The organism is Corynebacterium sp. ACRPO (assembly GCF_022347205.1).
Lineage (GTDB): Bacteria > Actinomycetota > Actinomycetes > Mycobacteriales > Mycobacteriaceae > Corynebacterium.
In genome coordinates, this window is sequence record NZ_JAKRNE010000006.1 from 111,033 (window position 1) to 131,777 (window position 20,745).

Annotated in this window: 20 protein-coding genes; 14 read left to right on the forward strand and 6 right to left on the reverse strand. The window is 63.4% G+C overall.

Features of this window, described 5'->3' with window-relative positions:
• Window positions 1–6: 6 nt before the first annotated feature.
• The 3 genes from MHY22_RS06085 to MHY22_RS06095 all read right to left on the reverse strand — a co-directional run bounded on the left by MHY22_RS06085 (window position 7) and on the right by MHY22_RS06095 (window position 3,991).
• Entirely contained in the window at window positions 7–1,716 is a 1,710-nt protein-coding gene (locus tag MHY22_RS06085; protein WP_239278524.1) for a long-chain-fatty-acid--CoA ligase, read from the reverse strand.
• Between the two features lie 72 nt (window positions 1,717–1,788).
• On the reverse strand, window positions 1,789–2,274 hold the full coding sequence (locus MHY22_RS06090) for a methylated-DNA--[protein]-cysteine S-methyltransferase (protein WP_239278525.1): 486 nt from the start codon (window positions 2,272–2,274) through the stop codon (window positions 1,789–1,791).
• A gap of 1 nt (window position 2,275) precedes the next feature.
• Window positions 2,276–3,991 carry a long-chain-fatty-acid--CoA ligase gene (locus MHY22_RS06095; RefSeq protein ID WP_239278526.1) on the reverse strand — a complete coding sequence of 572 codons (1,716 nt, stop codon included), beginning with the start codon at window positions 3,989–3,991 and terminating at the stop codon, window positions 2,276–2,278.
• A gap of 66 nt (window positions 3,992–4,057) precedes the next feature.
• Between MHY22_RS06095 and mshA the strand changes: the two genes are divergently transcribed.
• From mshA to MHY22_RS06115, 4 genes are all read left to right on the forward strand, one after another.
• The gene (gene mshA / locus MHY22_RS06100; protein WP_239278527.1) at window positions 4,058–5,323 is read left to right on the forward strand and encodes a D-inositol-3-phosphate glycosyltransferase; all 1,266 of its coding nucleotides are present in this window, start codon (window positions 4,058–4,060) and stop codon (window positions 5,321–5,323) included.
• Between the two features lie 39 nt (window positions 5,324–5,362).
• Window positions 5,363–6,109 (forward strand): phosphoglyceromutase, encoded by a 747-nt coding sequence (locus tag MHY22_RS06105; protein ID WP_239278528.1) that lies wholly within the window; start codon window positions 5,363–5,365, stop codon window positions 6,107–6,109.
• 63 nt (window positions 6,110–6,172) lie between these two features.
• Window positions 6,173–7,435 carry an ATP-binding protein gene (locus MHY22_RS06110; protein WP_239278529.1) on the forward strand — a complete coding sequence of 421 codons (1,263 nt, stop codon included), beginning with the start codon at window positions 6,173–6,175 and terminating at the stop codon, window positions 7,433–7,435.
• A complete protein-coding gene (locus tag MHY22_RS06115; protein ID WP_239278531.1) occupies window positions 7,432–8,139 on the forward strand; it encodes a response regulator transcription factor in 708 nt (235 codons plus the stop codon). The genes MHY22_RS06110 and MHY22_RS06115 overlap by 4 nt, the downstream gene beginning before the upstream one ends.
• Here MHY22_RS06115 and MHY22_RS06120 read toward each other — a convergent pair.
• Window positions 8,136–9,062, reverse strand: a complete 927-nt coding sequence (locus MHY22_RS06120; protein ID WP_239278532.1) for a hypothetical protein — start codon at window positions 9,060–9,062, stop codon at window positions 8,136–8,138. The genes MHY22_RS06115 and MHY22_RS06120 overlap by 4 nt on opposite strands.
• A 33-nt stretch (window positions 9,063–9,095) precedes the next feature.
• Here MHY22_RS06120 and MHY22_RS06125 point away from each other — a divergent pair, with 33 nt between their 5' ends.
• Together MHY22_RS06125 and MHY22_RS06130 are read left to right on the forward strand one after the other, a co-directional pair.
• Window positions 9,096–10,025: a Ppx/GppA phosphatase family protein gene (locus tag MHY22_RS06125; protein WP_239278533.1), complete on the forward strand. Its 930-nt coding sequence runs from the start codon at window positions 9,096–9,098 to the stop codon at window positions 10,023–10,025.
• Between the two features lie 9 nt (window positions 10,026–10,034).
• Window positions 10,035–11,024, forward strand: a complete 990-nt coding sequence (locus tag MHY22_RS06130; protein WP_239278534.1) for a tripartite tricarboxylate transporter TctB family protein — start codon at window positions 10,035–10,037, stop codon at window positions 11,022–11,024.
• Between the two features lie 71 nt (window positions 11,025–11,095).
• On the opposite strand, the gene MHY22_RS06135 is transcribed toward MHY22_RS06130, so the two are convergent.
• Window positions 11,096–12,438, reverse strand: a protein-coding gene (locus MHY22_RS06135; protein WP_239278535.1) for an IS3 family transposase whose coding sequence is annotated in 2 segments (ribosomal slippage) — window positions 11,096–11,997 and window positions 11,997–12,438 — 1,344 coding nt in all. Because the reading frame shifts where the segments join, the coding sequence is not laid out codon by codon here.
• Window positions 12,439–12,539: 101 nt separating this feature from the next.
• Between MHY22_RS06135 and proC the strand changes: the two genes are divergently transcribed.
• The 3 genes from proC to MHY22_RS06150 all read left to right on the forward strand — a co-directional run bounded on the left by proC (window position 12,540) and on the right by MHY22_RS06150 (window position 14,097).
• Window positions 12,540–13,331 (forward strand): pyrroline-5-carboxylate reductase, encoded by a 792-nt coding sequence (gene proC, locus MHY22_RS06140; RefSeq protein ID WP_239278536.1) that lies wholly within the window; start codon window positions 12,540–12,542, stop codon window positions 13,329–13,331.
• A gap of 225 nt (window positions 13,332–13,556) precedes the next feature.
• Complete coding sequence (locus MHY22_RS06145; protein WP_005276651.1) at window positions 13,557–13,745, forward strand: helix-turn-helix domain-containing protein; 189 nt, start codon at window positions 13,557–13,559, stop codon at window positions 13,743–13,745.
• 250 nt (window positions 13,746–13,995) lie between these two features.
• Entirely contained in the window at window positions 13,996–14,097 is a 102-nt protein-coding gene (locus tag MHY22_RS06150) for a 30S ribosomal protein bS22 (RefSeq protein ID WP_003855542.1), read from the forward strand.
• Between the two features lie 86 nt (window positions 14,098–14,183).
• Here MHY22_RS06150 and MHY22_RS06155 read toward each other — a convergent pair whose 3' ends face one another.
• On the reverse strand, window positions 14,184–15,221 hold the full coding sequence (locus MHY22_RS06155; RefSeq protein ID WP_239274429.1) for an HAD family phosphatase: 1,038 nt from the start codon (window positions 15,219–15,221) through the stop codon (window positions 14,184–14,186).
• Between the two features lie 88 nt (window positions 15,222–15,309).
• On the opposite strand from MHY22_RS06155, the gene MHY22_RS06160 reads away from it, so the two are divergent.
• The 5 genes from MHY22_RS06160 to hemB all read left to right on the forward strand — a co-directional run bounded on the left by MHY22_RS06160 (window position 15,310) and on the right by hemB (window position 20,745).
• The gene (locus MHY22_RS06160; RefSeq protein WP_049377845.1) at window positions 15,310–15,552 is read left to right on the forward strand and encodes a glutaredoxin family protein; all 243 of its coding nucleotides are present in this window, start codon (window positions 15,310–15,312) and stop codon (window positions 15,550–15,552) included.
• Between the two features lie 73 nt (window positions 15,553–15,625).
• The gene (locus tag MHY22_RS06165) at window positions 15,626–16,960 is read left to right on the forward strand and encodes a glutamyl-tRNA reductase (RefSeq protein ID WP_239278537.1); all 1,335 of its coding nucleotides are present in this window, start codon (window positions 15,626–15,628) and stop codon (window positions 16,958–16,960) included.
• Window positions 16,961–17,848, forward strand: coding sequence for a hydroxymethylbilane synthase (hemC, locus tag MHY22_RS06170; protein ID WP_239274427.1), 888 nt, complete (start codon window positions 16,961–16,963; stop codon window positions 17,846–17,848).
• A 208-nt stretch (window positions 17,849–18,056) separates the two neighbouring features.
• Window positions 18,057–19,733 carry a uroporphyrinogen-III synthase gene (locus MHY22_RS06175; protein ID WP_225746033.1) on the forward strand — a complete coding sequence of 559 codons (1,677 nt, stop codon included), beginning with the start codon at window positions 18,057–18,059 and terminating at the stop codon, window positions 19,731–19,733.
• Window positions 19,734–19,761: 28 nt separating this feature from the next.
• Window positions 19,762–20,745 (forward strand): porphobilinogen synthase, encoded by a 984-nt coding sequence (hemB, locus tag MHY22_RS06180; protein ID WP_239278538.1) that lies wholly within the window; start codon window positions 19,762–19,764, stop codon window positions 20,743–20,745.

Below are 20,745 nucleotides of genomic sequence, written 5' to 3' on the forward strand. Positions count from 1 at the left end.
CTAAGTTTAGGCCTTTGCCTCCAGCAGCTCGAGTAGGTCCTTGCGCACCTGGTGGCGGCGGATTTTGCCCAGGTGGTCGCGCGCCAGATCTTCGAAGTGGTAGAAGGTGCGCGGCACCTTATAGCGGGTCAGGCGCTCGCGGCAGAATTCCTTCAAGCCTTCTGGATCGAGCACGGCGCCATCGCGCAGGGTAACGCAGCCGACGACATCCTCGGAGCCATCCTGGCGCGGGCGGCCCACGGCGGCGACATCCACGACGTCGGGATGCTGGGCAATCGCCTCTTCCACCTCGGCGGGGTAGACGTTGAAGCCGCCGGTGATGATGATTTCCTTGATGCGGCTGACCAGCTTGATATAGCCATCCGGTTCCATGAGTGCCATATCACCGGTGCGGAACCAGCCATTGTGGAAGGTCTTTTCGGTAGCGGCGGCATTGCCAGAGTAACCCTGGAAAATCTGCGGGCCGCGCGCGAGCATCTCGCCCGGTTGGCCATCGGGCTGGGTCTCATCCAGGTTCTCAGGGTTGGCGATGCGCACCTCCGTATCCGGGAAGGGCACGCCCACATAGCCGGGGCGGTGCTTGCCGTTCATGGGATTGGCTGTAAGAACCGGGGAAGTCTCCGTCATGCCGAAGCCTTCCACCAGCCGGCCGCCGGTCATGGTCTCCCAGCGCTCCACAATTTCTACGGGCAGCGTGGCGGCGCCGGAGAAAGCATTGCGGATGCCGCTTAAGTCGACGTCCTTTTCTTCCGCCGCGTCCATGATCTTCTGATACAGCGTGGGCACGCCCGGCAGCCAAGTAGGCGTGCGCTTCTTGACGATGTCCATAATCAGCGGCATCTGCGGGGAGGGGACCAGGATGAGCTCGGCGCCAAGGTAGATGCTGAAGATACACAGCGTGGTCATGCCGTAGGCGTGGAAGATGGGCAGGGCTGCGAGGAAGCGCTCTTGTTGCTTGCCCATCTGTGGCACCCAGGCCTTACCTTGGATGGCATTGGCAATGAGGTTGCCGTGTGAGAGGAGCGCACCCTTGGGCTTTCCGGTGGTGCCGGAGGTATAGAGGATGAGCGCGATATCGTCCTGGGAGATCTCAGGGATATCGAGGGCCGAGCCATCGCCGCCAATGGCCGCGCCGATGAGGGTGGACCACTCCACGGTATTGGGCGCGGGGCTGGTGAGCTGCTCGCGCTTGGCGGCCAGCGGCGGGATGGGCAGGCGCAGTGCGAGGCGCTTGAGTGGTGGCATGGCATCGACCATATTGACGGAGACGATGGTCTCCAGCGGGGTGGTCGAGCGTAGCTTTTCCAGTGTGGAGGCGGTTTTATCCCAGGAGATGACCACGCGCGCGCCGTGGTCATTGAGCAGCCCTTCCAGCTCCGGGGCGGTATAGAGCGGGTTGTGCTCGACCACGGTGGCGCCAAGCAATTGCACCGCGTAGAAGGCCGCGACGTGCTGGGGGCAGTTAGGCAGGACGATGGCCACCTTGTCGCCGGGGCGAATGCCAAAAGCCTTGAGTCCGGCCGCAGCGGCGCGCACTTGGGTATCGAGTTCCGCGTAGGTCTGTGTCTTTCCGAAGAAGTAGGTGGCGGATTTATTGGCATTGACCCGCAGATTATTGCGGTAGTAGTCGACGATGGTTTTATCGCCGTAGTCCAGCGTGTGTGGGGTCCAATCGCTGTAGTGCTCGAGCCAGGCTCGGGAGGTGGAAGCGGACACGCGGAAAACCTTTCGTTTGGCTACAAAAACTATTTCTGAGGGGATAGCATATCCCAAACATGAGGAATCCCTCTAGTTTTCTTCCAGTGTCAGCAAAAAACGTTTGGCTTCCAGACCACCCGCATAGCCGCCGAGCCCGCCATCGCTGCGCAGCACACGGTGGCATGGCCGCACGATGAGCAGGGGATTGGCGCCGCACGCACTGCCCACGGCCCGCGTCGCGCCGGGCCGGCCCAGCAGCTTGGCGACGTCGCGGTAGGTGACCGTCTCCCCATAGCCAATCTCTGCCAGCCGCGCATGCACTGCGGCGCGAAAGTCGGTCGTCGCAGGCGGGTCGAGGGGCAACTCGAAGGCGCGGCGCTGTCCGGCGAAATACTCCGCGAGCTGTGCCTGGGCGGCGTCGAGCACGTCCGCGCTGCGCTTTTCGACGCCCCCTTCTTCCACACCGCCCACCGCTTCCTGTGGAGTGCTGGCCGCGGTGAATTCGATGCGGGAAAGCCCCCGCGGGCTCGCCTGCAAGCGCAGGGGTCCGAGGGGGCTATCGATGAGGCGGAACATGTTAATTCTGTTCGGCCTCGAGGCGGCGGATGAGGTCTGCCTGGACCTCGCGGCGGCGGATCTTGCCCATCTGGTCCTTGGCTAGCTCCTCAAAATGGTAGAAGGTGCGCGGGACCTTGTAGCGGGTCAGGCGCTCGCGGCAGTAGTCCTTGAGTCCCTCCGGATCCAAGGCGGCGCCATCGGCGAGGTCGAGGCAGGCCACGACGTCCTCGGAGCCGTCCTCGCGCGGGCGGCCGACCACGGCGACGTCATCAATGCTCGGGTGCTCGCGCAGGATTTCTTCCACCTCGCCGGGGTAGACGTTGAAGCCGCCGGTGATGATGATTTCCTTGATGCGGCTGACCAGGCGGATGAAGCCGTCTTCTTCCATGACGCCCATGTCACCGGTGCGGAACCACTCACCGTGGAAGGCGGCCCCGGTGGCTTCCTCATTGTTGAGGTAGCCCTTGAAGATCTGCGGGCCGCGGGCCAGCACCTCGCCTTCGACGCCGTCCGGCTGGGTCTCGTCCAGATTATCCGGGTTGGCAATGCGCACCTGGGTATCCGGGAACGGAATGCCCACGTAGCCCGGGCGGCGGTCGGTGCTCATGGGGTTGCCCACAATAATCGGCGAGCACTCCGTGAGGCCATAGCCCTCCACCAAGAGGCCGCCGGTGTAGTTCTCCCACTTGTTGACCGTGTCCGAAGGCAGGGTAGACGCGCCGGAGAAGGCTGCGCGCACACCCTTGATGGGGATTTCCTGATCCTCGGCGGCCTTCACGATGCGCTCGTAGAGCGTCGGCACGCCCGGTACCCAGGTCGGGGTGTGCTTCTTCATCAACTGCATGATGAGCGACATATCTGGCTTTGGCAGGATGACTAGCTCGCCGCCGATAAACTGCGCCAAGGTCACGTTCATGGTCAGGCCATAAGCGTGGAAGAAGGGGAGGGCTGCCAGCATGCGCTCCGGCTTATCGCCCAAACCTGGTACCCACGCCTTGCCCTGCATCAGGTTAGAAAACAGGTTGCCGTGCGAGAGCATGGCGCCCTTCGGGGCGCCGGTGGTGCCAGAGGTGTACATAATCAGCGCGATGGTGTCCTTGTCCACGTCCTCCGGCGTGGTGATATCGCTACCATCGCCGCCGATGGCGTTGCCTACCAAGGTCTCCCACGGCACAGTATTTGGCGCCGGGGACGAGAGCTGCTCGCGCTTGGACTTCAGCGGCGGGATGGGCAGGCGCAGGGCGGCGCGCTGCAGGGTGGGCATGGCGTTGATCATGTTGATGGACACGACCGTTTCCAGATTGGTGGTCGCGCGCAGCTTCTCCAGGGTGGGCGCGGCCTTATCCCAGGCGATGGCGATGCGCGCGCCGTGATCCTGAAAGAGCCCCTCCAGCTCGTGGGCGGTGTAGAGCGGGTTGTGCAGCACCACCTGGGCGCCCAGCTTCAAGATGGCGTAGAACGCCGCGATGTACTGCGGCGAGTTTGGTGCCACGATGGCTACGCGGTCACCGGGGCGCACACCGAAGGCCTTCAGGCCAGCGGCCGCAGCGCGAACCTGCCGGTCCAGCTCCGCATACGTTTGGGTGCGCCCGAAGAAGTAGGTGGCCGGCTTATCGCCGTTGACCTCAAGATTATTGTCGTAAATGTCCAGCAGCGTGGTCTCGCCATACTCGAGGTGGTGCGGTGTCCATTCCGGGTAGTACTGGAGCCAAGCCTGTGATTCGTATGCGGACAAAACTTTACCTTTCGGTGGCGTAGGTTTCTGGCAGGGGCCAGTATAGCGCCGGTAGAATTGAGCGCCATGCGCATCGCCATGATCTCTATGCATACCTCGCCGATTGAACAGCCCGGCTCGGGGGATGCCGGCGGCATGAACGTCTACGTCCTCAATAGTGCGCGCCAACTGGCTCGCCGGGGAATAGAGGTGGACGTCTACACTCGCGCCACCCGGCCTAGCCACGGCGAAATCATTGAGGTTGAACCCCACCTGCGCGTCATTAATATCGTCGCCGGGCCGTACGAGGGCCTAGATAAAGAGGATCTGCCGACCCAGTTGGCCGCTTTCGCGGGCGGCATGGTGCAATTTGCCAAATGGCAGGGCAAGAAATATGACCTTATTCACTCGCACTACTGGCTCTCCGGACAGGTGGGCTGGCTGCTACGGGATCTCTGGGGCATCCCGCTCATCCACACGGCCCATACCCTCGCCGCGGTGAAGAACGCCTCCCGGACCGCGGATGACACCTTGGAGTCCGAGGCTCGCCGCATCTGCGAGCAGCAGCTGGTAGATAATGCGGACCTGCTCGTGGTTAATACCGAGCAAGAAGCCCGCGACTTGGCCGAGCACTACGACGCCGAGTGCGACATCATTCGCGTGGTCTCGCCCGGCGCCGACGTCGAGCTATTTACCCCAGGCACGGACCGCAATACCGAGCGCTCCCGCCGCGAGCTGGGCATTCCACTGCACACCAAGGTGGTGGCCTTTGTGGGGCGCCTGCAAAAATTCAAGGGCCCAGAGGTCCTCATTCGTGCCACGGCCGAGCTCTTCCGCCGCGAACCGACCCGCAACCTGCGCGTGGTCATTTGTGGCGGACCATCGGGGGCTAATACGGCGCCGGAGGCCTATAGGGAATTGGCTCGTGAGTTGGGCGTCGATAAGCGCGTGCGCTTTTTGGGCGCCCGCCCGCCAGAGGAGCTGGTAGGGGTCTACCGCGCGGCCGATATCGTAGCGGTGCCTAGCTATAACGAGTCCTTCGGCCTAGTGTCGCTGGAGGCCCAGGCCTCGGGCACGCCGGTGGTAGCCGCGGCCGTTGGCGGGCTGCCCATCGCCGTGGCCGAAGGGGAGACCGGCCTGCTGGTGCACTCGCATGACCCGTCCGACTGGGCCGATGCTTTGGCCCGCCTGCTTGACGACGACCCCATGCGCATCGCCATGGGCGAAGCCGCCGTCGCCCACGCCGCGCGCTTTAGCTGGGCCAGCTCCGCCGCCGCGCTCGCAGAAATTTATGACGAGGCCAGCCGCATCGAGGTCCCGGATTGCCATCAACGGCGGGCGATTGGGGATTAAACCCTGACGCCGGTAATAATTTCGTGGCATGCTGGAGGCATGACTAACGGAAAACTGATTCTTCTTCGCCATGGCCAATCCAAGTGGAACGAGTCCAACCAGTTCACTGGCTGGGTCGATGTAGATCTGACCGAAAAGGGCGAGGCGGAAGCCAAGCGCGGCGGTGAGCTGCTCGCGCAGGCAGGCGTTCTGCCCGATGTCCTCTATACCTCTCTTCTACGCCGTGCTATCCGCACCGCAAACATCGCACTCAACGCCGCCGACCGCCACTGGATTCCAGTGGTGCGCGACTGGCGCCTCAACGAGCGCCACTACGGCGCCCTCCAAGGGCTGAACAAGGCCGAGACCAAGGAAGAATACGGTGAGGAAAAGTTCATGGCATGGCGCCGCTCCTATGACACGCGCCCGCCGGAGCTGGCCGATGACTCCGAGTACTCCCAGACCAATGACCCGCGCTACGCAGACCTGGAAAAGGTCCCGCAGACCGAGTGCCTGAAGGACGTCGTCGCCCGCTTCGTTCCGTACTTCGAGGAGGAAATCCTCCCACGCGCCAAGAAGGGCGAGACCGTGCTCATCGCCGCACACGGCAACTCCCTGCGCGCATTGGTCAAGCACCTGGACAATATCTCCGATGATGATATTGCCGGCCTGAATATTCCGACCGGCATCCCGCTGGTGTATGAGATCACCGAGGATGGCTCCGTAGTAAACCCAGGTGGCACCTACCTGGATCCGGAAGCCGCCGCTGCCGGTGCCGCCGCCGTTGCTGCGCAGGGCGGTAAGTAAGAAACTGCGCCACAGTCCCCGGGGAGTATTCCCTGGGGACTTTGTGGTGGATAGGGTAGACACGTGGAATTGATTCTTTCCTTTGCCGCCGGCGTGGTGGCCTGCGGGTTGGCGCTGCCGGTGATTTCTTGGCTGCGCGGGCGCATTGCGCGCTACCGCCAAGCCACCGATGCCGAGGCCAACCAGGTCACGACGGTCAGCCAGGTGCTGCACTTGGCCGTGCAGGGCTCGCCGACGGCCCTGGCGGTGCTGGATCGCAGTCAAGAAATCGTCATGTCCAATCCGGCAGCCCACGAGATGTCCCTGGTGCATGATCGCGCCGTGAACCCGGACGTGTGGCAGACCGCGCAGGAGGTCTTCGAGGACAAGGAGACCCGCACCGTCGACTTGGCCATTCCCAAGCGCCGCACGGGCCACCGCGTCACCCAGTTCAAGGCGGTCATTAAGCCGCTCACGCTTAATGACGGCCGCTTTGTCATCATCTACGGCACCGATGAGAGCGAAAACGTCCGCATGGAATCCGCCCGCCGCGACTTCGTGGCAAACGTCTCCCACGAACTCAAGACCCCCGTCGGCGGCATTGCCTTGCTGGCCGAGGCCCTGCTCCAAGATCCCGGTGACCAGGAAACCGTGGAGTACTTTGGCAACAAGGTCTACAAGGAAGCCAACCGCATGGCCGATATGGTCAGCGAGCTTATTTCCTTGTCCAAGCTGCAAGGCGCCGAGGCGCTGCCGGAGATGGAACCGTTGGCCGTCGATGACCTCATCGAGGAAGCGCTCTCGCGCAACCAACTGGCTGCGGAGGCCCGTTCCATCGAGCTCAACCGGGGCGCCTCCGTCGGCGTGCAGGTTAAAGGAGATAGGTCCCTGCTGGTTACCGCACTATCTAACCTCATCTCCAACGCGATTAACTATTCGCCGGAGAAGATGCCGGTATCGGTCTCCCAGAAAGTCGTGGACGGTGGGGTCGTGCTCATCCGCGTCACCGACCGCGGCATCGGTATCGCACCGGATGATCAAAAGCGCGTCTTCGAGCGCTTCTTCCGCGTAGACCAAGCCCGGTCGCGGCAGACCGGAGGCACTGGCCTAGGATTAGCAATTGTTAAACACGTGGTGGCCAACCATGGCGGCAACATCAAACTGTGGTCCCGGCCCGGTACGGGTTCTACATTCACCATTGAGTTGCCTATCTACAGGGAAGAAAAGCCAGCGCAGGATGCTGGCATGAAGGATAATGAGAAAAGGGATGCCGTCACTGCGGCGGCGCCTGGGCTCCCGCGTGCAGTAGCACGCGTTGCAGCACGTCGAAAGGATAAAGCACAATGACCACCATCCTCATCGTTGAAGATGAAGAGTCGCTGGCAGATCCGCTGGCATTCCTTCTCCGCAAGGAGGGCTTCGAGCCGATCATCGCGCACGATGGCCCCACCGCGCTGGAAAAGTTTGCCGCTAACGACATCGATATCGTCCTTCTAGACCTTATGCTGCCCGGCATGTCCGGCACCGAGGTATGCAAGCAGCTGCGCACCTCTTCTTCCGTGCCGGTCATCATGGTGACCGCGCGCGATTCCGAGATCGACAAGGTCGTCGGCCTCGAGCTGGGCGCCGATGATTACGTGACCAAGCCTTATTCCTCCCGCGAGCTCATCGCGCGCATCCGCGCGGTCCTGCGCCGCGGCCACGATTCCGGCGCCGGTGCCGATACCGAGGCGGAGGAAGAAGTAGCCGAGCAGATCCTCGAGGGCGGCCGCGTCAAGATGGACGTGGAACGCCACACCGTTACCGTCGCGGATGAGCCGGTATCCATGCCTCTTAAGGAGTTTGACCTCCTGGAGTACCTGCTGCGCAACGCTGGCCGCGTACTTACCCGCGGCCAGCTCATTGACCGTATCTGGGGCGCCGATTATGTTGGCGACACCAAGACGCTCGATGTTCACGTCAAGCGCCTGCGCTCCAAGATCGAGGAGCAGCCCTCCCGCCCGAAGCACCTGGTTACGGTGCGCGGCCTGGGCTATAAATTTGAGCTCTAGCTCTCCGACTGCTGGCTTCCTGCCTGTAGGCTCCCGGCTTTCACGCTGGCCGGGTGCTGCGTGAGCTGGACGCCGTGCTCGGACGCCGCGGCGCGCGCCTTGCAGTGCGCGGCCAAAATCTCATAGGACTCCCGCCCCATGAGCGCTACCAGCTCGTCTTCGTGCGATTGCCATATCGGCAGCGGGTTAGCGTGGCAGGCGGCATCGGCCGAGCAATACCAATCAAAGTCTTCGCCGCCATTGCCCCAACCGCGACGGTCATACTCGCCAATCTGGGTGCGCAAAATCTCCTGCCCATCTGGGCGCTCTTCATAATCCTCGTAGCGGCGCAGCGGCAATTGCCAGCACACCTCGGGTTTTACCACCGTGAGTTCCTCCCCGGCATCGACAGCCCACTGGTGCAGTGCGCAGCCCGTACCCGTTGTCCAGCCGGCGCGGTTGGCAAAAATGCACGCACCATCCACAATAGGGGTCTTCAGCGCTGGTTCCGGTTCGCCGTCCTCGCCGTCGAGCTCGTCCCATTCCAGCCATGGCTCCAACTCGTCCGTAGCGTCCTGCGCGAGGAACTCATCTACCCCCGCTGGGCGCAGCTGCCAATACTTGGCGGGCATGCGCGAGACGGCGTCGTAAAGCTGGTCGCGGTCTTCCTCATCGGTCATATAGGCGCCATGCACGCAGCAGCCCACCTCGGGCTGGCTCTTATCGATGCCCCGGCATGCCGACGTTCCAAATTGGCAGCTGTAGTGCGATTCCACCCATGTCAGGTCGATGGAAAAGACGTGGTGTGGGTCGTTCGGGTTGGTAAATTCAAACCACTCCCGCGGGAAATCGGGGGCCTCTTCGCGGCCCGCTCTTATCGACGCCGCCGCGGGCGAGCTCGCGGGAAAACCTAGGTATACCGTGTCAGATTTTGGGCGATTCACACCTAACCACGGTAGACCTACTACGCTATTAGTGTGCGATTAGGTGTATTAGACGTCGGAAGCAATACCGTCCACCTCGTTGCGGTCGATGCCGCGACGGGCGGGCGGCCCACTCCGATGAGCGATTGGAAGACCCCGCTCCGGCTGGTAGAACAGCTGGACAAGAAGGGCAACATCCATGAAAAGGGTGTAAAGAAGCTGGTCAGCGCCGTGGCAGAGGCGAGCGAGCTGGGCGAAAAGTTGGGCTGCGCTGAATTTATCGCCTTTGCTACCTCGGCGGTGCGCTCCGCGCATAATTCGGAGGCCGTGCTCGATGAGGTGGAAAAGCAGACCGGCGTACGCCTGCAGATTCTCTCTGGCGTGGAAGAAGCCCAGCTGACCTTCCTCTCCGCACGCCGCTGGTACGGCTGGTCCGCCGGGCGTATCACCAACCTAGACATCGGCGGCGGCTCGCTAGAGCTGTCCACCGGTACCGACGAGCACCCCGACCTCGCCTTCTCCCTCGACTTGGGCGCTGGCCGCTTGACCCATAACTGGTTCGACACCGACCCACCGGAGAAAAAGAAGGTAAGTGCGCTGCGCGATTATATCGATGCGGAGCTCGAAGACGTTGCCCAGCAGATGAAGGCCATGGGCCCCGCTGGCCTCGCCGTGGGTACCTCCAAAACCTTCCGCACGCTGGCGCGCCTGACGGGGTCCGCCCCGTCGTCTGCCGGCCCATACGTCAAGCGCACGTTGACTGCACCGGGTCTGCGCCAGTTGATTTCCTTCATCTCTCGCATGACTGCGGCAGACAGAGCGGACCTAGAAGGTGTAAGTTCTAACCGATCGCACCAAATCGTTGCCGGCGCTCTAGTGGCCGAGGCATCCATGCGAGCCTTGGACATTGAGAAGCTGGAAATCTGCCCGTGGGCGCTGCGTGAGGGCGTCATTTTGCGCCGGACCGACAAGGGATTGGAATAGGAAGAGATCATGGCTGACAAGAAGAAGTTGACCGTGGCAGAGCTGCTGGCTCGCGATAAAAAGGCCCGCGGCGAAAAGGGCGGCAAGGACGACAAGCGTTCGCGCCGCCACCGCCGCAGCCTCGATGAAGGCGGCATTTCCGTTGCCGAGCTAACCGGCAACCTCAAGAAGGTCGAGGCTTCGCCTGCCGAGGCCAAGCACACCTCCGTCTCCATCGACGAGGACGCTCCCGTCATCCGGGCCCCCAAGGCCGCCGACGCGACCGATGCCGACTCCGCAAAGAAGTCCACCGACAAGCCTGCAGCCAAGGCTGCCGCAAAGCCTGCTGCGTCCGCCCCGTCGGCTGCACAGTCCACCGCAAAGAAGCCTGCCGCTGCCGGCGCGGTACAGGAGGCGGCGAAGAAGAAGCAGCCTTCTGCGGATGACACCGCGGTAATCCAGCGCGTGGATAAGGCGAAGGCGGACGACGCCAAGCCTGCCGCGGCGAAGGCCGCAGCAGAGAAGCCGACCGTAGACAAGTCCGGCGCGGACAAGGCCACCGCAGCGAAGCCCGTTGCCGAAAAGCCGAAGGCCGACAAGGGCGCAAAGGCGGCCGGAGCGGGAGCCGCGGCAGCTGGCGCTGGAGCGGCCGCTGCGGCGGCGGTGCCGGCGTCGAAGAAGGCGGGCGTCGCTAAGAGTGCAGAGGAAACCGGCAACCTTCCCAAGGTCGAAGACGACGAAGAGTGGATCGAGGAAGAGCACGAGAAGCTCAACCCAGTGTCCATCCTGCTGATGATTGTCGCGGGCATCCTGCTGGCGATTGTCATCTTCAAGGGCTTTGAGATTCTGTGGGATAGCTTCCCACGCCTGGTCGTCGCCATCCTGGCGCTGTGCGTCACTGCAATTATGGTGGGCGTGACGCACGCCCTGCGCACCGCGCGCGATGGGTTCTCCATGTTCCTGGCCGGCTTTACCGGCCTTATCCTGACCTTCGGCCCGCTGCTGTTGGTGATGCTCTAAGCCCCTCGCTTGTCGACGCCCCGGTTACCCCACAGTGTGAACTGGCCCCCAAAAGTTGGACTGGTTTAATTCTAGGCGGTGAGGGACTCAAGGGCCTGATTCCGATAGTGCATCGGGGTCAGGCCCTTGAGTCGTTGTTGGATGCGTTCGGTGTTGTACCACTGGATGTAGTCTTCGATGGCTTGGTTAAAGTCCTCGACGGTGTCGAAGACTTCTCCGTGGTACATCTCGGTTTTCAAGTGGCCAAAGAAGTTCTCCATTACTGCGTTGTCGTAGCAGTTGGCTTTTCGCGACATTGACTGGACACCGCCGTTGTCACTGATCAGGTTACGCCAGGAGGAATGCTGGTACTGGAAGCCTTGATCGGTGTGCATCATCCACCCAGGCTTCGGCGCGCAGGCTGCAATCGCCTTAGTCAAGGATTCGGCGGTAAACGCTGCCGTCGGCGATGTAGCCACGGTGTAAGCGACGATTGAGCGGTCGAACAAGTCCATCACCGGTGACAAATACACTTTTCGGCCTGCGACCCTGAACTCGGTGACGTCGCTGACAAAGACGGTGTTTGGCGTGTCTGGGGTGAACTTGCGGTCAAGCTTGTTGTCAGCAATGCGACTTTTAGTTCCTGCGTAGGAAATATACGGTCTGCGTTGGCGGATCTTGGCCCGAAGCCCCATCTGGCGCATGAGTTTGTAAACGAGTTTGTGGTTGACCACCCAGCCCTTGTTGCGCAGGTCCAGCAACACTCGCCGGTAGCCGTAGCGATGTTTGTTAACCTCGAAGCTTTCCCGGATAGCGTCCTTGATCGCAGCGTGCTTATCTGGCTCGCTGAGTCGTTTCTGGTGGTAGAAGAATGTCGCCCGCGGCATACCGGCTGCCTCTAGGAGGTACTCCAAGCGGTGGTGAGACTTGAGGATGACGATCGCTTGGACTTTCAGGCGCGTCCCTGATTCCTCAAGTCCCGCAATTTTTTTAGGTAGGCATTTTCGGCCCGCAACCGTTCGTTTTCGCGACGTAGCTTATCTTCTTCAGAAAGCACTTTCGGCTTAGCTGAACCTTTAGGCCTGCCCTTCGGCTTCGGTTTTAAGGCGTCATCGCCGCCTTTGCGCCATTTCCGCGACCAATATCCAACCACTTGGTCTGACGACAGGCCAAACTCACGGGCAAGACTCATCTTTGACTCGCCAGTGAGATGGCGTTGGACAACTTCCTTTTTGATCTCGAAGGAGTACTGCTGCTTTGAAGGCTTTTCCACAAGACACAGCTTGCCATGGAGCAAGAACCGACGAAACAAAGCGCGAACTGGATAAACACCAACACCGACATGATGCGCTGCAGCCCAGTAACTACAACCCTGCTCGAAAAGGGCCACCAATTCTTCCCGCTGCCCCGCCGACAACGAACTACGTGTATGCATACAACTGCTCCCCACTAGTAGGTAACTGATTTCTCAGTCCAACTAATGGGGAGCAGTTCACGTGGTAGCCGGGGTTCCGCATTTTTGGCATGGTGGAGACTATGACAAAGATTGCAATTTTAGGCGGCGGACAAATCGGTGAGGCTTTGACCTCGGGACTCGTAGCATCGGGCTTTGCAGGCTCTGATATCACGGTCACCAACCGCACCGAATCCCGCAGCAAGGAACTTCAGGATACCTATGGCGTCACCACCACCAGCGATAATGCAGCGGCGGTGGACGGCGCGGATTATATCTTCGCGTGCGTGAAGCCCTACGCCATCCTGGATCTGCTCGAAGGCCTTGAGCCGGCCAAGGATGCCGTGGTTGTGTCTATGGCCGCGGGCCTGACGCTAGAGCAGCTGCAGGGCGCGGCGGGCGAAGGCGTGCCGGTGGTGCGCGTTATGCCCAATACCCCCATGTTGGTGCGCCGCGGTATGTGCACCTGCGCGGCCGGTGAGCACGTGAGCGAGGCCCAGATGGATGGCGTGCGCGAGCTGCTGGAAGCCGTCGGCGAGGTAGCGGTCATCCCGGAGAAGAATATCGACGCCGCCACCGCACTGGCAGGTTCCTCCCCGGCCTACTTCTTCCTTGTAGCAGAAGCGCTTGTCGACGCCGGCGTACAGCTCGGCCTTCCCCGCGACGTCGCCGAGAAGCTTGCCGCCCAGGCCGCAGCCGGCTCTGGTGAGATGCTGGCTAGCTCCGGCCGCTCGGCCACCCAGCTGCGCGCTGGCGTAACCTCGCCGGGCGGCACCACCGCCGCCGCCGTCCGCGAGCTGGAGGAGTCCGGCTTGCGCGGCGCGTTCTACCGCGCGGCAGAGGCCTGCTCCGATAAGGCCAAGGAGCTCGGCTAGCGCCTCCGTGTGCGACCTCCCCGTGGTGGGGGTGTACCCACCCAGGAGTGTTGGGGCGGGTGTTAAGCAGCGCTTTTAGGGGAAACCCTAATGAATGCTGTGAAAAAATTTGGCACTTGGGTCGCATTAGTCACATGTTTCACGATAGGCTAGGGCAAGCACGTGCGTGAAGTCCTGTGGGAGGGGAAGCCTACAGCGCGTAACGAGCTGAAGGGTTAGATATATATGGCAAATGAAGAAAAGGGAACCTTTCTGACGATCGCGGAGGTCGCCGAGATTATGCGCGTCTCCAAAATGACCGTCTACCGTTTGGTTCACGCAGGCGAAATGCCGGCTGTTCGCGTCGGACGCTCCTTCCGCGTTCACGAGTCCGCCGTCAACGAGTACCTAGAGGCTTCCGTCTACGGAGCCTAGGCTCGCGCCGCACAGACAGCGCCCACCTCTGTTGGCCCTCGTGGCCAGCGGTGGTGGGCGCTGTTGTTTCTCACTGTTGTTGTCGCGGGGCCTTTTTGGTCACGGGCTGGGTGCTGGGTAAGATGGTGTGCATTCGTGTCGGCTCGCTGATGTGGCCCGCGGTCCGTGTGGCCACGGCGGCAAGAGTGCACCTTCGCCGTTTTAGCGCTGACAAGTTTGACAGTACGTACTACACGAAAGTGAGGACTCCATGGGTTCCGTCATTAAGAAGCGCCGCAAGCGCATGTCCAAGAAGAAGCACCGCAAGATGCTGCGCCGCACCCGCGTGCAGCGTCGTAAGCTGGGCAAGTAAACCCCAGCCCGCTTCTTACCCTCCGCCATTGTGCGGAGGGTTTTTGCATGCTTGCCGACGTCCCCCAGCGCCCTCTACCGCCCTCGCTACCGCCGGTAGTAGCGCCAGCCGCCATAGGAAAAGGCGGCGGTGGCCAACGCCGGCAGACCATAGGTGCGGATGGCGCGGCGCACGGAGCGATAGTCGCGCACGAGCCAGCCGCGGTCGCCGGCGATATCGCGCAGTTTGCGGTCTGGGTTGATGGCCACGGCGGTGCCGACCATAGACAGCATGGGCACGTCGTTGGCGGAATCCGAATACGCGGTGCAGCGCGAGAGGTCGAGGCCTTCGATGGTCGCGAGCGCGGCCACGGCGTGCTTTTTGCCGGGCCCGTGGAGGATATCGCCGACCAGTCGGCCGGTGAACTTGCCGTCTTTGACCTCCGCGACGGTGCCGAGCGCGCCGGTAAACCCGAAGCGCCGGGCGAGCACCTGCGCTAGCTGGACCGGTGTGGCGGTGACCAGCCACACCTGCTGGCCGGCGGCTAGGTGCATCTCCGCCAGCTGTGTGGTGCCGGGGTAGGCGCGGCGGGCCAGCGAGGCGTCTACAATCTCCTCGCATAGCTCCACCAGCTCGTCGACGCTGCGGCCTTTGACAAACTCCAGCGCCTGCGCGCGGCCGACGGCCACGTCCTTGGCATTTTCGCTGCCGGAGACGCGGAACTTGAGCTGCTTCCACGCAATCGGCAGGATTTCAGAAAGCCGGAAGTAGCGCCTGCGCGCCAAGCCAAAGGCGAATTCCACGAGGGAAGAGCCTTGGATGAGGGTGTTGTCGACGTCGAAAAACGCTGCCGCGCCCACATCCACCGGTACGTCTGGGTCTTGGGCGGTGATGCGCTGGGCGCCAGCCGCATCATAGGAGCCGGTGACCGAGTCCACGCCGGAGGCGAAATCCTCCAACTCCAGCCCGAATTCCTCCAGCGCCGCGGCGGCCGCGGCTTCACCGGCGGTGCGCTGCGATTCCTCGTCCAGCGGGGCGAGCGCTTGGGTCTCCAAGAAATTACGCAGGTTACCGCGCGAGGCGGTCCAATTGGCCAAGAAGTCGCGGGGGGATTCGGGGAACCCTGGGGGAGTGGTAGCGGACACGAGTGAGACAAACAGCTTTCGCAAACGCGGGGTGGACTAACGTGTCCATAGTAATGGTTTCGACCGCCGCCGTCCTTGTGAGGAGAATATGTCCCAGCATCTCGTCGAGCTTATGGTACGCACCACCTGCGGTTCTTGCGCGCGCGTGAGGGAGCAAATCACCCCCGTCATCAAGCGGGCAGGCGCGGAGCTTGCTGTGCGTAACGTGGATGAGGACGCGGAGCTGGCCATGGAGTTCGGTGACCGCGTGCCCGTTGTGGTCATCGACGGCGAAGAGTTTGCCTGCTGGGAAGTAGACAACGAGGAGTTAGCGGCCGAGCTGGCCGGTTGATTCGGGATCCGCGACACCGACGGGTAGTCTTTTGGAGGATTAAAATCAATCAAAGGGTTGAGGAGTGTTGTGCATGAGCGTGCTCGTCGTGGGCATGTCCCACCAGTCGGCGCCGGTGGCGCTGCTGGAGAAGCTGAGCATGGATAGTGCGGTCCAGGATTCCGCCTGCGGGCAACTCGTGGCGGCTGAGCCGCTTTCAGAGGCCATGATTATCTCCACCTGCAACCGCATGGAGGTCTACACCGTCACCAACTCCTTCCACGCCGGCGTGCAAGAAGTCGTGCGCGTGCTCACCCAGGTTTCCGGCGTGGGTGAGCAGGAGCTGCGCAACTACCTCTACGTGCGCTATGCCGACGCCGCGGCCGAGCACCTGATGTCCGTGACCTCCGGCCTGGATTCCATGGTGGTGGGCGAGCAGCAGATCATCGGCCAGGTGCGCAGCGCCTACCAGTCCGCCTCGGAGCAGGGCACGGTCGGCCCGCGCATCCACGCGCTGGCGCAGGCCGCGCTGCGGGCCGGCAAGCGCGTCCACTCCGAGACCGATATCGACGAGGCCGGCGCCTCCATGGTGTCCTTCGCCTTCGACCAGGCCCTGCAGCGCCTCGACGCCGAAGACCTGACCGGCAAGACCGCGCTGGTCCTTGGCGCGGGTGCCATGGCATCCCTCGCCGCCACCCACGCCGGCCGGCTGGGTGTCAAAGAGCTGGTGTTGGCCAACCGCACCCGCGAGCGCGCCGAGCGCCTGGCCAGCCACGCCGAAGAAGCCGGCGTTGCCACCCGCGTCGTGGACTTTTCCGAGCGCGCCACCGCGCTTTCCGACGTCGACCTGGCCATCTCCGCCACCGGCGCCGAGAACTTCACCATCGCGGCCACCGACATTCCTGCCGGCCGTGATCTCATGCTCATCGATCTTTCCCTGCCGCGCGATATCGACGATGCCGCCGCCGCGGCCGAGGGCGTGGATCTGGTCAATATCGAGCGCCTGAGCAAGTCGCTCTCGGCCGCCTCCACCGATCTCGCGGCCGGCACCAGCCCGCACGCGCAGGCCCGCCACATCGTCGACGAAGAACTCGCGGCCTATACCTCAGCCCAGCGCGTGCGCGACGTCGCCCCGGCCGTAAGCGCCCTGCACCGCCGCGCGGCCGATCTCGTCGAGTGCGAAGCCGCGCGCCTGCAACACAAGCACCCCGAACTCGCGGGCAAGCAACTTGAGGACGTCCAGCGCGCCCTTAAGCGTGTGGCCGATAAACTGCTGCATGAACCGACGGTGAGGGCGAAGAAGCTGGCGGCGTCGGAAAGCAGTGTCAGCAGTGAAAACGCCCTGCAGGAACTCTTTGGCCTGCAGCTGGAAGGCTCCGGTGTGTCCGTGGCCGTCAATGAATTGCCCACCATGACTAAGGAGGCCTAAATGTTTCAGATTGGTACCCGCGGCTCCAAGCTCGCCACCACCCAGGCGGGCCATGTGCGCGATTGGCTTATCGACGCCGGCTTTGACTCCCAACTCCACATCGTGACCACCGCCGGCGACGTCAATATGGCGCCCGTCGAGCGCATCGGCGTCGGCGTATTTACCCAGGCGCTGCGCGAGGCGCTCTATGCCGGTGAATGCGATATTGCCGTGCACTCGTTTAAGGACCTGCCCACCGCGCCCGATGATCGCTTCCGCCTCGTCGTGCCGCAGCGTCAGGATTCCCGCGAGGCGCTCGTCGCCCGCGATGGCCTGAGCCTGGAGCAGCTGCCGCAGGGCGCGCGCGTGGGCACCTCCGCCCCGCGCCGCATCTCCCAGCTCGCCGCCCTCCGCCCGGACCTGGAGATTCGCCCGCTGCGCGGCAATATCGATACCCGCATGTCCAAGGTCACCGACGGCGAGCTCGACGCCGTCCTACTGGCCTACGCCGGCCTGCTGCGCGGCGGCTATGCGGACCGCGCCACCGAAATCTTTGAGCCTACCGTCTTCATGCCGGCGCCGGCCCAAGGCGCACTCGCCATCGAGGCCGTGGCCGGCACCGAGGCTGCTGCGGCCCTCGATGCCATCGTGGACGAGCGTGCCTCGGCCGCCGCTGCTGGTGAGCGTGCCGTGCTGGCCCGCCTCGAGGCCGGCTGCACCGCGCCGGTGGCCGCCACCTCGCGCTGGGACGGCGACCAGCTCACCGTGCGCGGCGGCGTCTTCGCGCTCGACGGATCCCGCCAGCTCACCGCCACCGCTTCCGGCTCCGCGGCCGAAGCCGCCGATCTTGGCGCGCGCATCTCGGACGAGCTTTTCGCCGGTGGCGCGGCCGAGCTGCTGGGCAAGTAATTTCGCCTTTAGGCGCTAATAATTTAAGGTGTAGATACCACAGATCATTGTTCCGCAATGATCCGGCCCCCTTTAAGGGCATCCCAGGACGCAAGGCCTGGGATTTTGGCCGTTAAGACCGTGTCACCCACCGCCGGCGCGGGGAAGCACACCGCATGCGATCATGTCCGTGCGCGGTGCCGCGCGCCCGATTTTAGAAAAGAACTTTATGAGCAATGCCGCGCCAGACACCCAATTGGGCAAGATCGTCTTTGTGGGCGCTGGTCCAGGTAATCCCGACCTGCTGACCGTGCGCGCCCGCGAGGTTCTGGCAAATAGTGCCATCGCCGTGACCGATCCGCAGGTCATGCAGGGCGTGCGCGATGCCGTCGCCGCCGCGCTGCCCGTTCCGCAAGAGCTTCTCGACGCCGCCGAGGCCGAATACGCCCAAATGTGCGCCGATGCCAAGGCCAAGGGCGCGCGCCGCAAACCGCCGCGCCCCGCGCCGCCAACGGCCGCGGTGTTGTACGAGCCGGCCGCAGATATCGTCGCCCAGCTGCGCGAGTGCTTGGTCGAGGCCGATGGCGAGGACGTCATCCGCCTGGTCACCGGCAACCCACTGCACCGCGAGTCCATCAAGGCGGAGATCAACGCCGTGGCATCTGCCGGCCTGGAGTTCCAGGTGGTGCCGGGCATGTCCCTGCCATCTACCGTGCCGTCCTTTGCCGGTATTGCGCTCGGCTCGACCTATACCGAGGCCGACGTAACCGACGGCGCCGATTGGGACGCGCTGGCCAATGCCACCCAGCCCATCGTCCTGCAGGCCACCAAGGAGGACCTGCCGGTCATCTCCGATGAGCTGCAGCAGCGCGGCATGCCGGCCGAGACCGAAGCATTCGTCACCGTCCACGGCACCACCCGCCTGCAGCGCACCTATGAGACCACGCTGGGCACCATGGGCAAGCTGGACGCTGACCTCACCGGCCCGCTCGTGGTCACCCTCGGCCGCAGCATCGACGACCGCACCAAATACTCCTGGTGGGAAAACCGCCCGCTCTATGGTTGGCGCGTGCTCGTCCCGCGCACCAAGGAACAAGCCGGCCCGATGTCCGCGCGCCTAGCCGGCTACGGCGCCATCCCGCAAAACGTGCCCACCATCTCCATCGAGCCGCCGCGCAACCCGGCGCAGATGGACCGCGCCATCAAGGGCATCGTCGAGGGCCGCTATAAGTGGATCGTCTTCACCTCCGTCAACGCCGTGACCGCGGTATGGGAGAAGATCGCCCAACTCGGTCTCGACGCCCGCGATTTCGCCGGCGTCCACCTTGCGGCCGTGGGCACCAAAACCGCGGCCGCCATCCGCGCCAAAGGCATGGTCCCGGAGCTCTTGCCACACAAGAAGAAGCAGAACGCCGAGGGTCTGCTCGATGTCTTCCCCAACTTCGTAGAAGATATCGACGCCGTCGGCCGCGTCCTGCTCCCGCGCGCCGATATCGCGGCCGACACCCTGGTTGACGGGCTCAAGGCCCTCGACTGGGAGGTCGACGACGTCGTGGCCTACCGCACCGTCCGCGCCGCCCCACCCTCGGCCGAAATCCGCGACATGATCAAGACCGGCGGCTTCGACGCCGTCGCGTTCACCTCCGGGTCCACTGTGCGCAATCTGGTGGGCATTGCGGGCAAACCGCACCAGCGGACGATCATTGCGTGTATCGGGCCGTCGGCAAGAGCGGCCGCGGAAGAAATGGGCCTGCGCGTCGATGTGGTGCCCGAAGTTGCGGACGTGCCCGCGCTTGTCGACGCCCTCGCAGACCACGTCGCCGCCCTCCGCGCCGCCGGAAACCTGCCCGCGCCGCGCAAGAAACGCCGCTCGCGCAAGAAGGCTACTAAGGTCGACAAGGCATAAGTTTTAGTCTCGCTCTAAGGAGTACCCAATGAGCACCTTCCCAGCCCGCCGCCCACGCCGCCTGCGCACCACCCCCGCGATGCGCAACCTCGTGGCCGAAACCGAGGTCCGCCCCTCGGACCTGATTTTGCCCATGTTCATCGTGGACGGTCTCGACGCCCCGCGCGAGATTCCCTCCATGCCGGGCGTCTACCAGCACACTTTCGATTCCCTGCGCCGCGCGGCCGAGGAGGCGCTGGAGGCCGGCGTGCCGTGCATCGACCTTTTCGGCGTGCCGCTCGATGAGGACAAGGATGAGACCGGCTCCGTCGCCTGGGACCCCCAGGGCATTTTGAACCGCGGTATTTCCTGCCTGCACGAGGAATTCGGCGATGACCTCATCGTTATGGCCGATACCTGCCTCGACGAGTTCACCTCCCACGGCCACTGCGGCGTATTAGATGACAAAGGCCGCGTGCTTAACGACGAATCCGTCAAGCTCTACCAAGACATGGCCCGCTCCCAAGCCCGCGCCGGCGCGCAGATCGTCTCCCCGTCGGGCATGATGGACGGCCAGGTTGCCGCCATCCGCGCCGATCTCGACGAGGCCGGCCACGAGGACGTGGCCATCATGGCCTATTCCGCCAAGTACGCCTCCGCCTTCTTCGGCCCTTTCCGCGATGCCGTCGGTTCCTCCCTGGAAGGCGACCGCCGCACCTATCAGCAGGATCCGCGCAACTTCCGCGAGTCCCTGCTCGAAGCCGAGCTCGACATCGAAGAGGGCGCGGACTTCGTTATGGTCAAGCCCGGCCTGCCCTACCTGGACGTGCTCTCGGCCGTGGCGGAGACTTCTCCCGTGCCGGTCGCGGTCTACCAGGTCTCCGGCGAGTACGCGATGGTCAAGGCCGCGGCCGCCAACGGGTGGATCGACGGCGAAGCCATCATGCTCGAGTCACTGACCGCATTCAAACGCGCCGGCGCCGGCCAGATTCTGACCTACTTCGCTACCGAAGCCGCCCGCCTGCTCAAGTAA

Excerpts from the sequence above, each read along its gene's own strand:
- MHY22_RS06090 (WP_239278525.1), bottom strand. The coding sequence starts at position 2,274 with ATGTTCCGCCTCATCGATAGCCCCCTCGGACCCCTGCGCTTGCAGGCG.
- mshA (WP_239278527.1), top strand. The coding sequence starts at position 4,058 with ATGCGCATCGCCATGATCTCTATGCATACCTCGCCGATTGAACAGCCC.
- MHY22_RS06105 (WP_239278528.1), top strand. The coding sequence starts at position 5,363 with ATGACTAACGGAAAACTGATTCTTCTTCGCCATGGCCAATCCAAGTGG.
- MHY22_RS06115 (WP_239278531.1), top strand. The coding sequence starts at position 7,432 with ATGACCACCATCCTCATCGTTGAAGATGAAGAGTCGCTGGCAGATCCG.
- MHY22_RS06130 (WP_239278534.1), top strand. The coding sequence starts at position 10,035 with ATGGCTGACAAGAAGAAGTTGACCGTGGCAGAGCTGCTGGCTCGCGAT.
- proC (WP_239278536.1), top strand. The coding sequence starts at position 12,540 with ATGACAAAGATTGCAATTTTAGGCGGCGGACAAATCGGTGAGGCTTTG.
- MHY22_RS06145 (WP_005276651.1), top strand. The coding sequence starts at position 13,557 with ATGGCAAATGAAGAAAAGGGAACCTTTCTGACGATCGCGGAGGTCGCC.
- MHY22_RS06150 (WP_003855542.1), top strand. The coding sequence starts at position 13,996 with ATGGGTTCCGTCATTAAGAAGCGCCGCAAGCGCATGTCCAAGAAGAAG.
- MHY22_RS06160 (WP_049377845.1), top strand. The coding sequence starts at position 15,310 with ATGTCCCAGCATCTCGTCGAGCTTATGGTACGCACCACCTGCGGTTCT.
- MHY22_RS06165 (WP_239278537.1), top strand. The coding sequence starts at position 15,626 with ATGAGCGTGCTCGTCGTGGGCATGTCCCACCAGTCGGCGCCGGTGGCG.
- hemC (WP_239274427.1), top strand. The coding sequence starts at position 16,961 with ATGTTTCAGATTGGTACCCGCGGCTCCAAGCTCGCCACCACCCAGGCG.
- MHY22_RS06175 (WP_225746033.1), top strand. The coding sequence starts at position 18,057 with ATGAGCAATGCCGCGCCAGACACCCAATTGGGCAAGATCGTCTTTGTG.
- hemB (WP_239278538.1), top strand. The coding sequence starts at position 19,762 with ATGAGCACCTTCCCAGCCCGCCGCCCACGCCGCCTGCGCACCACCCCC.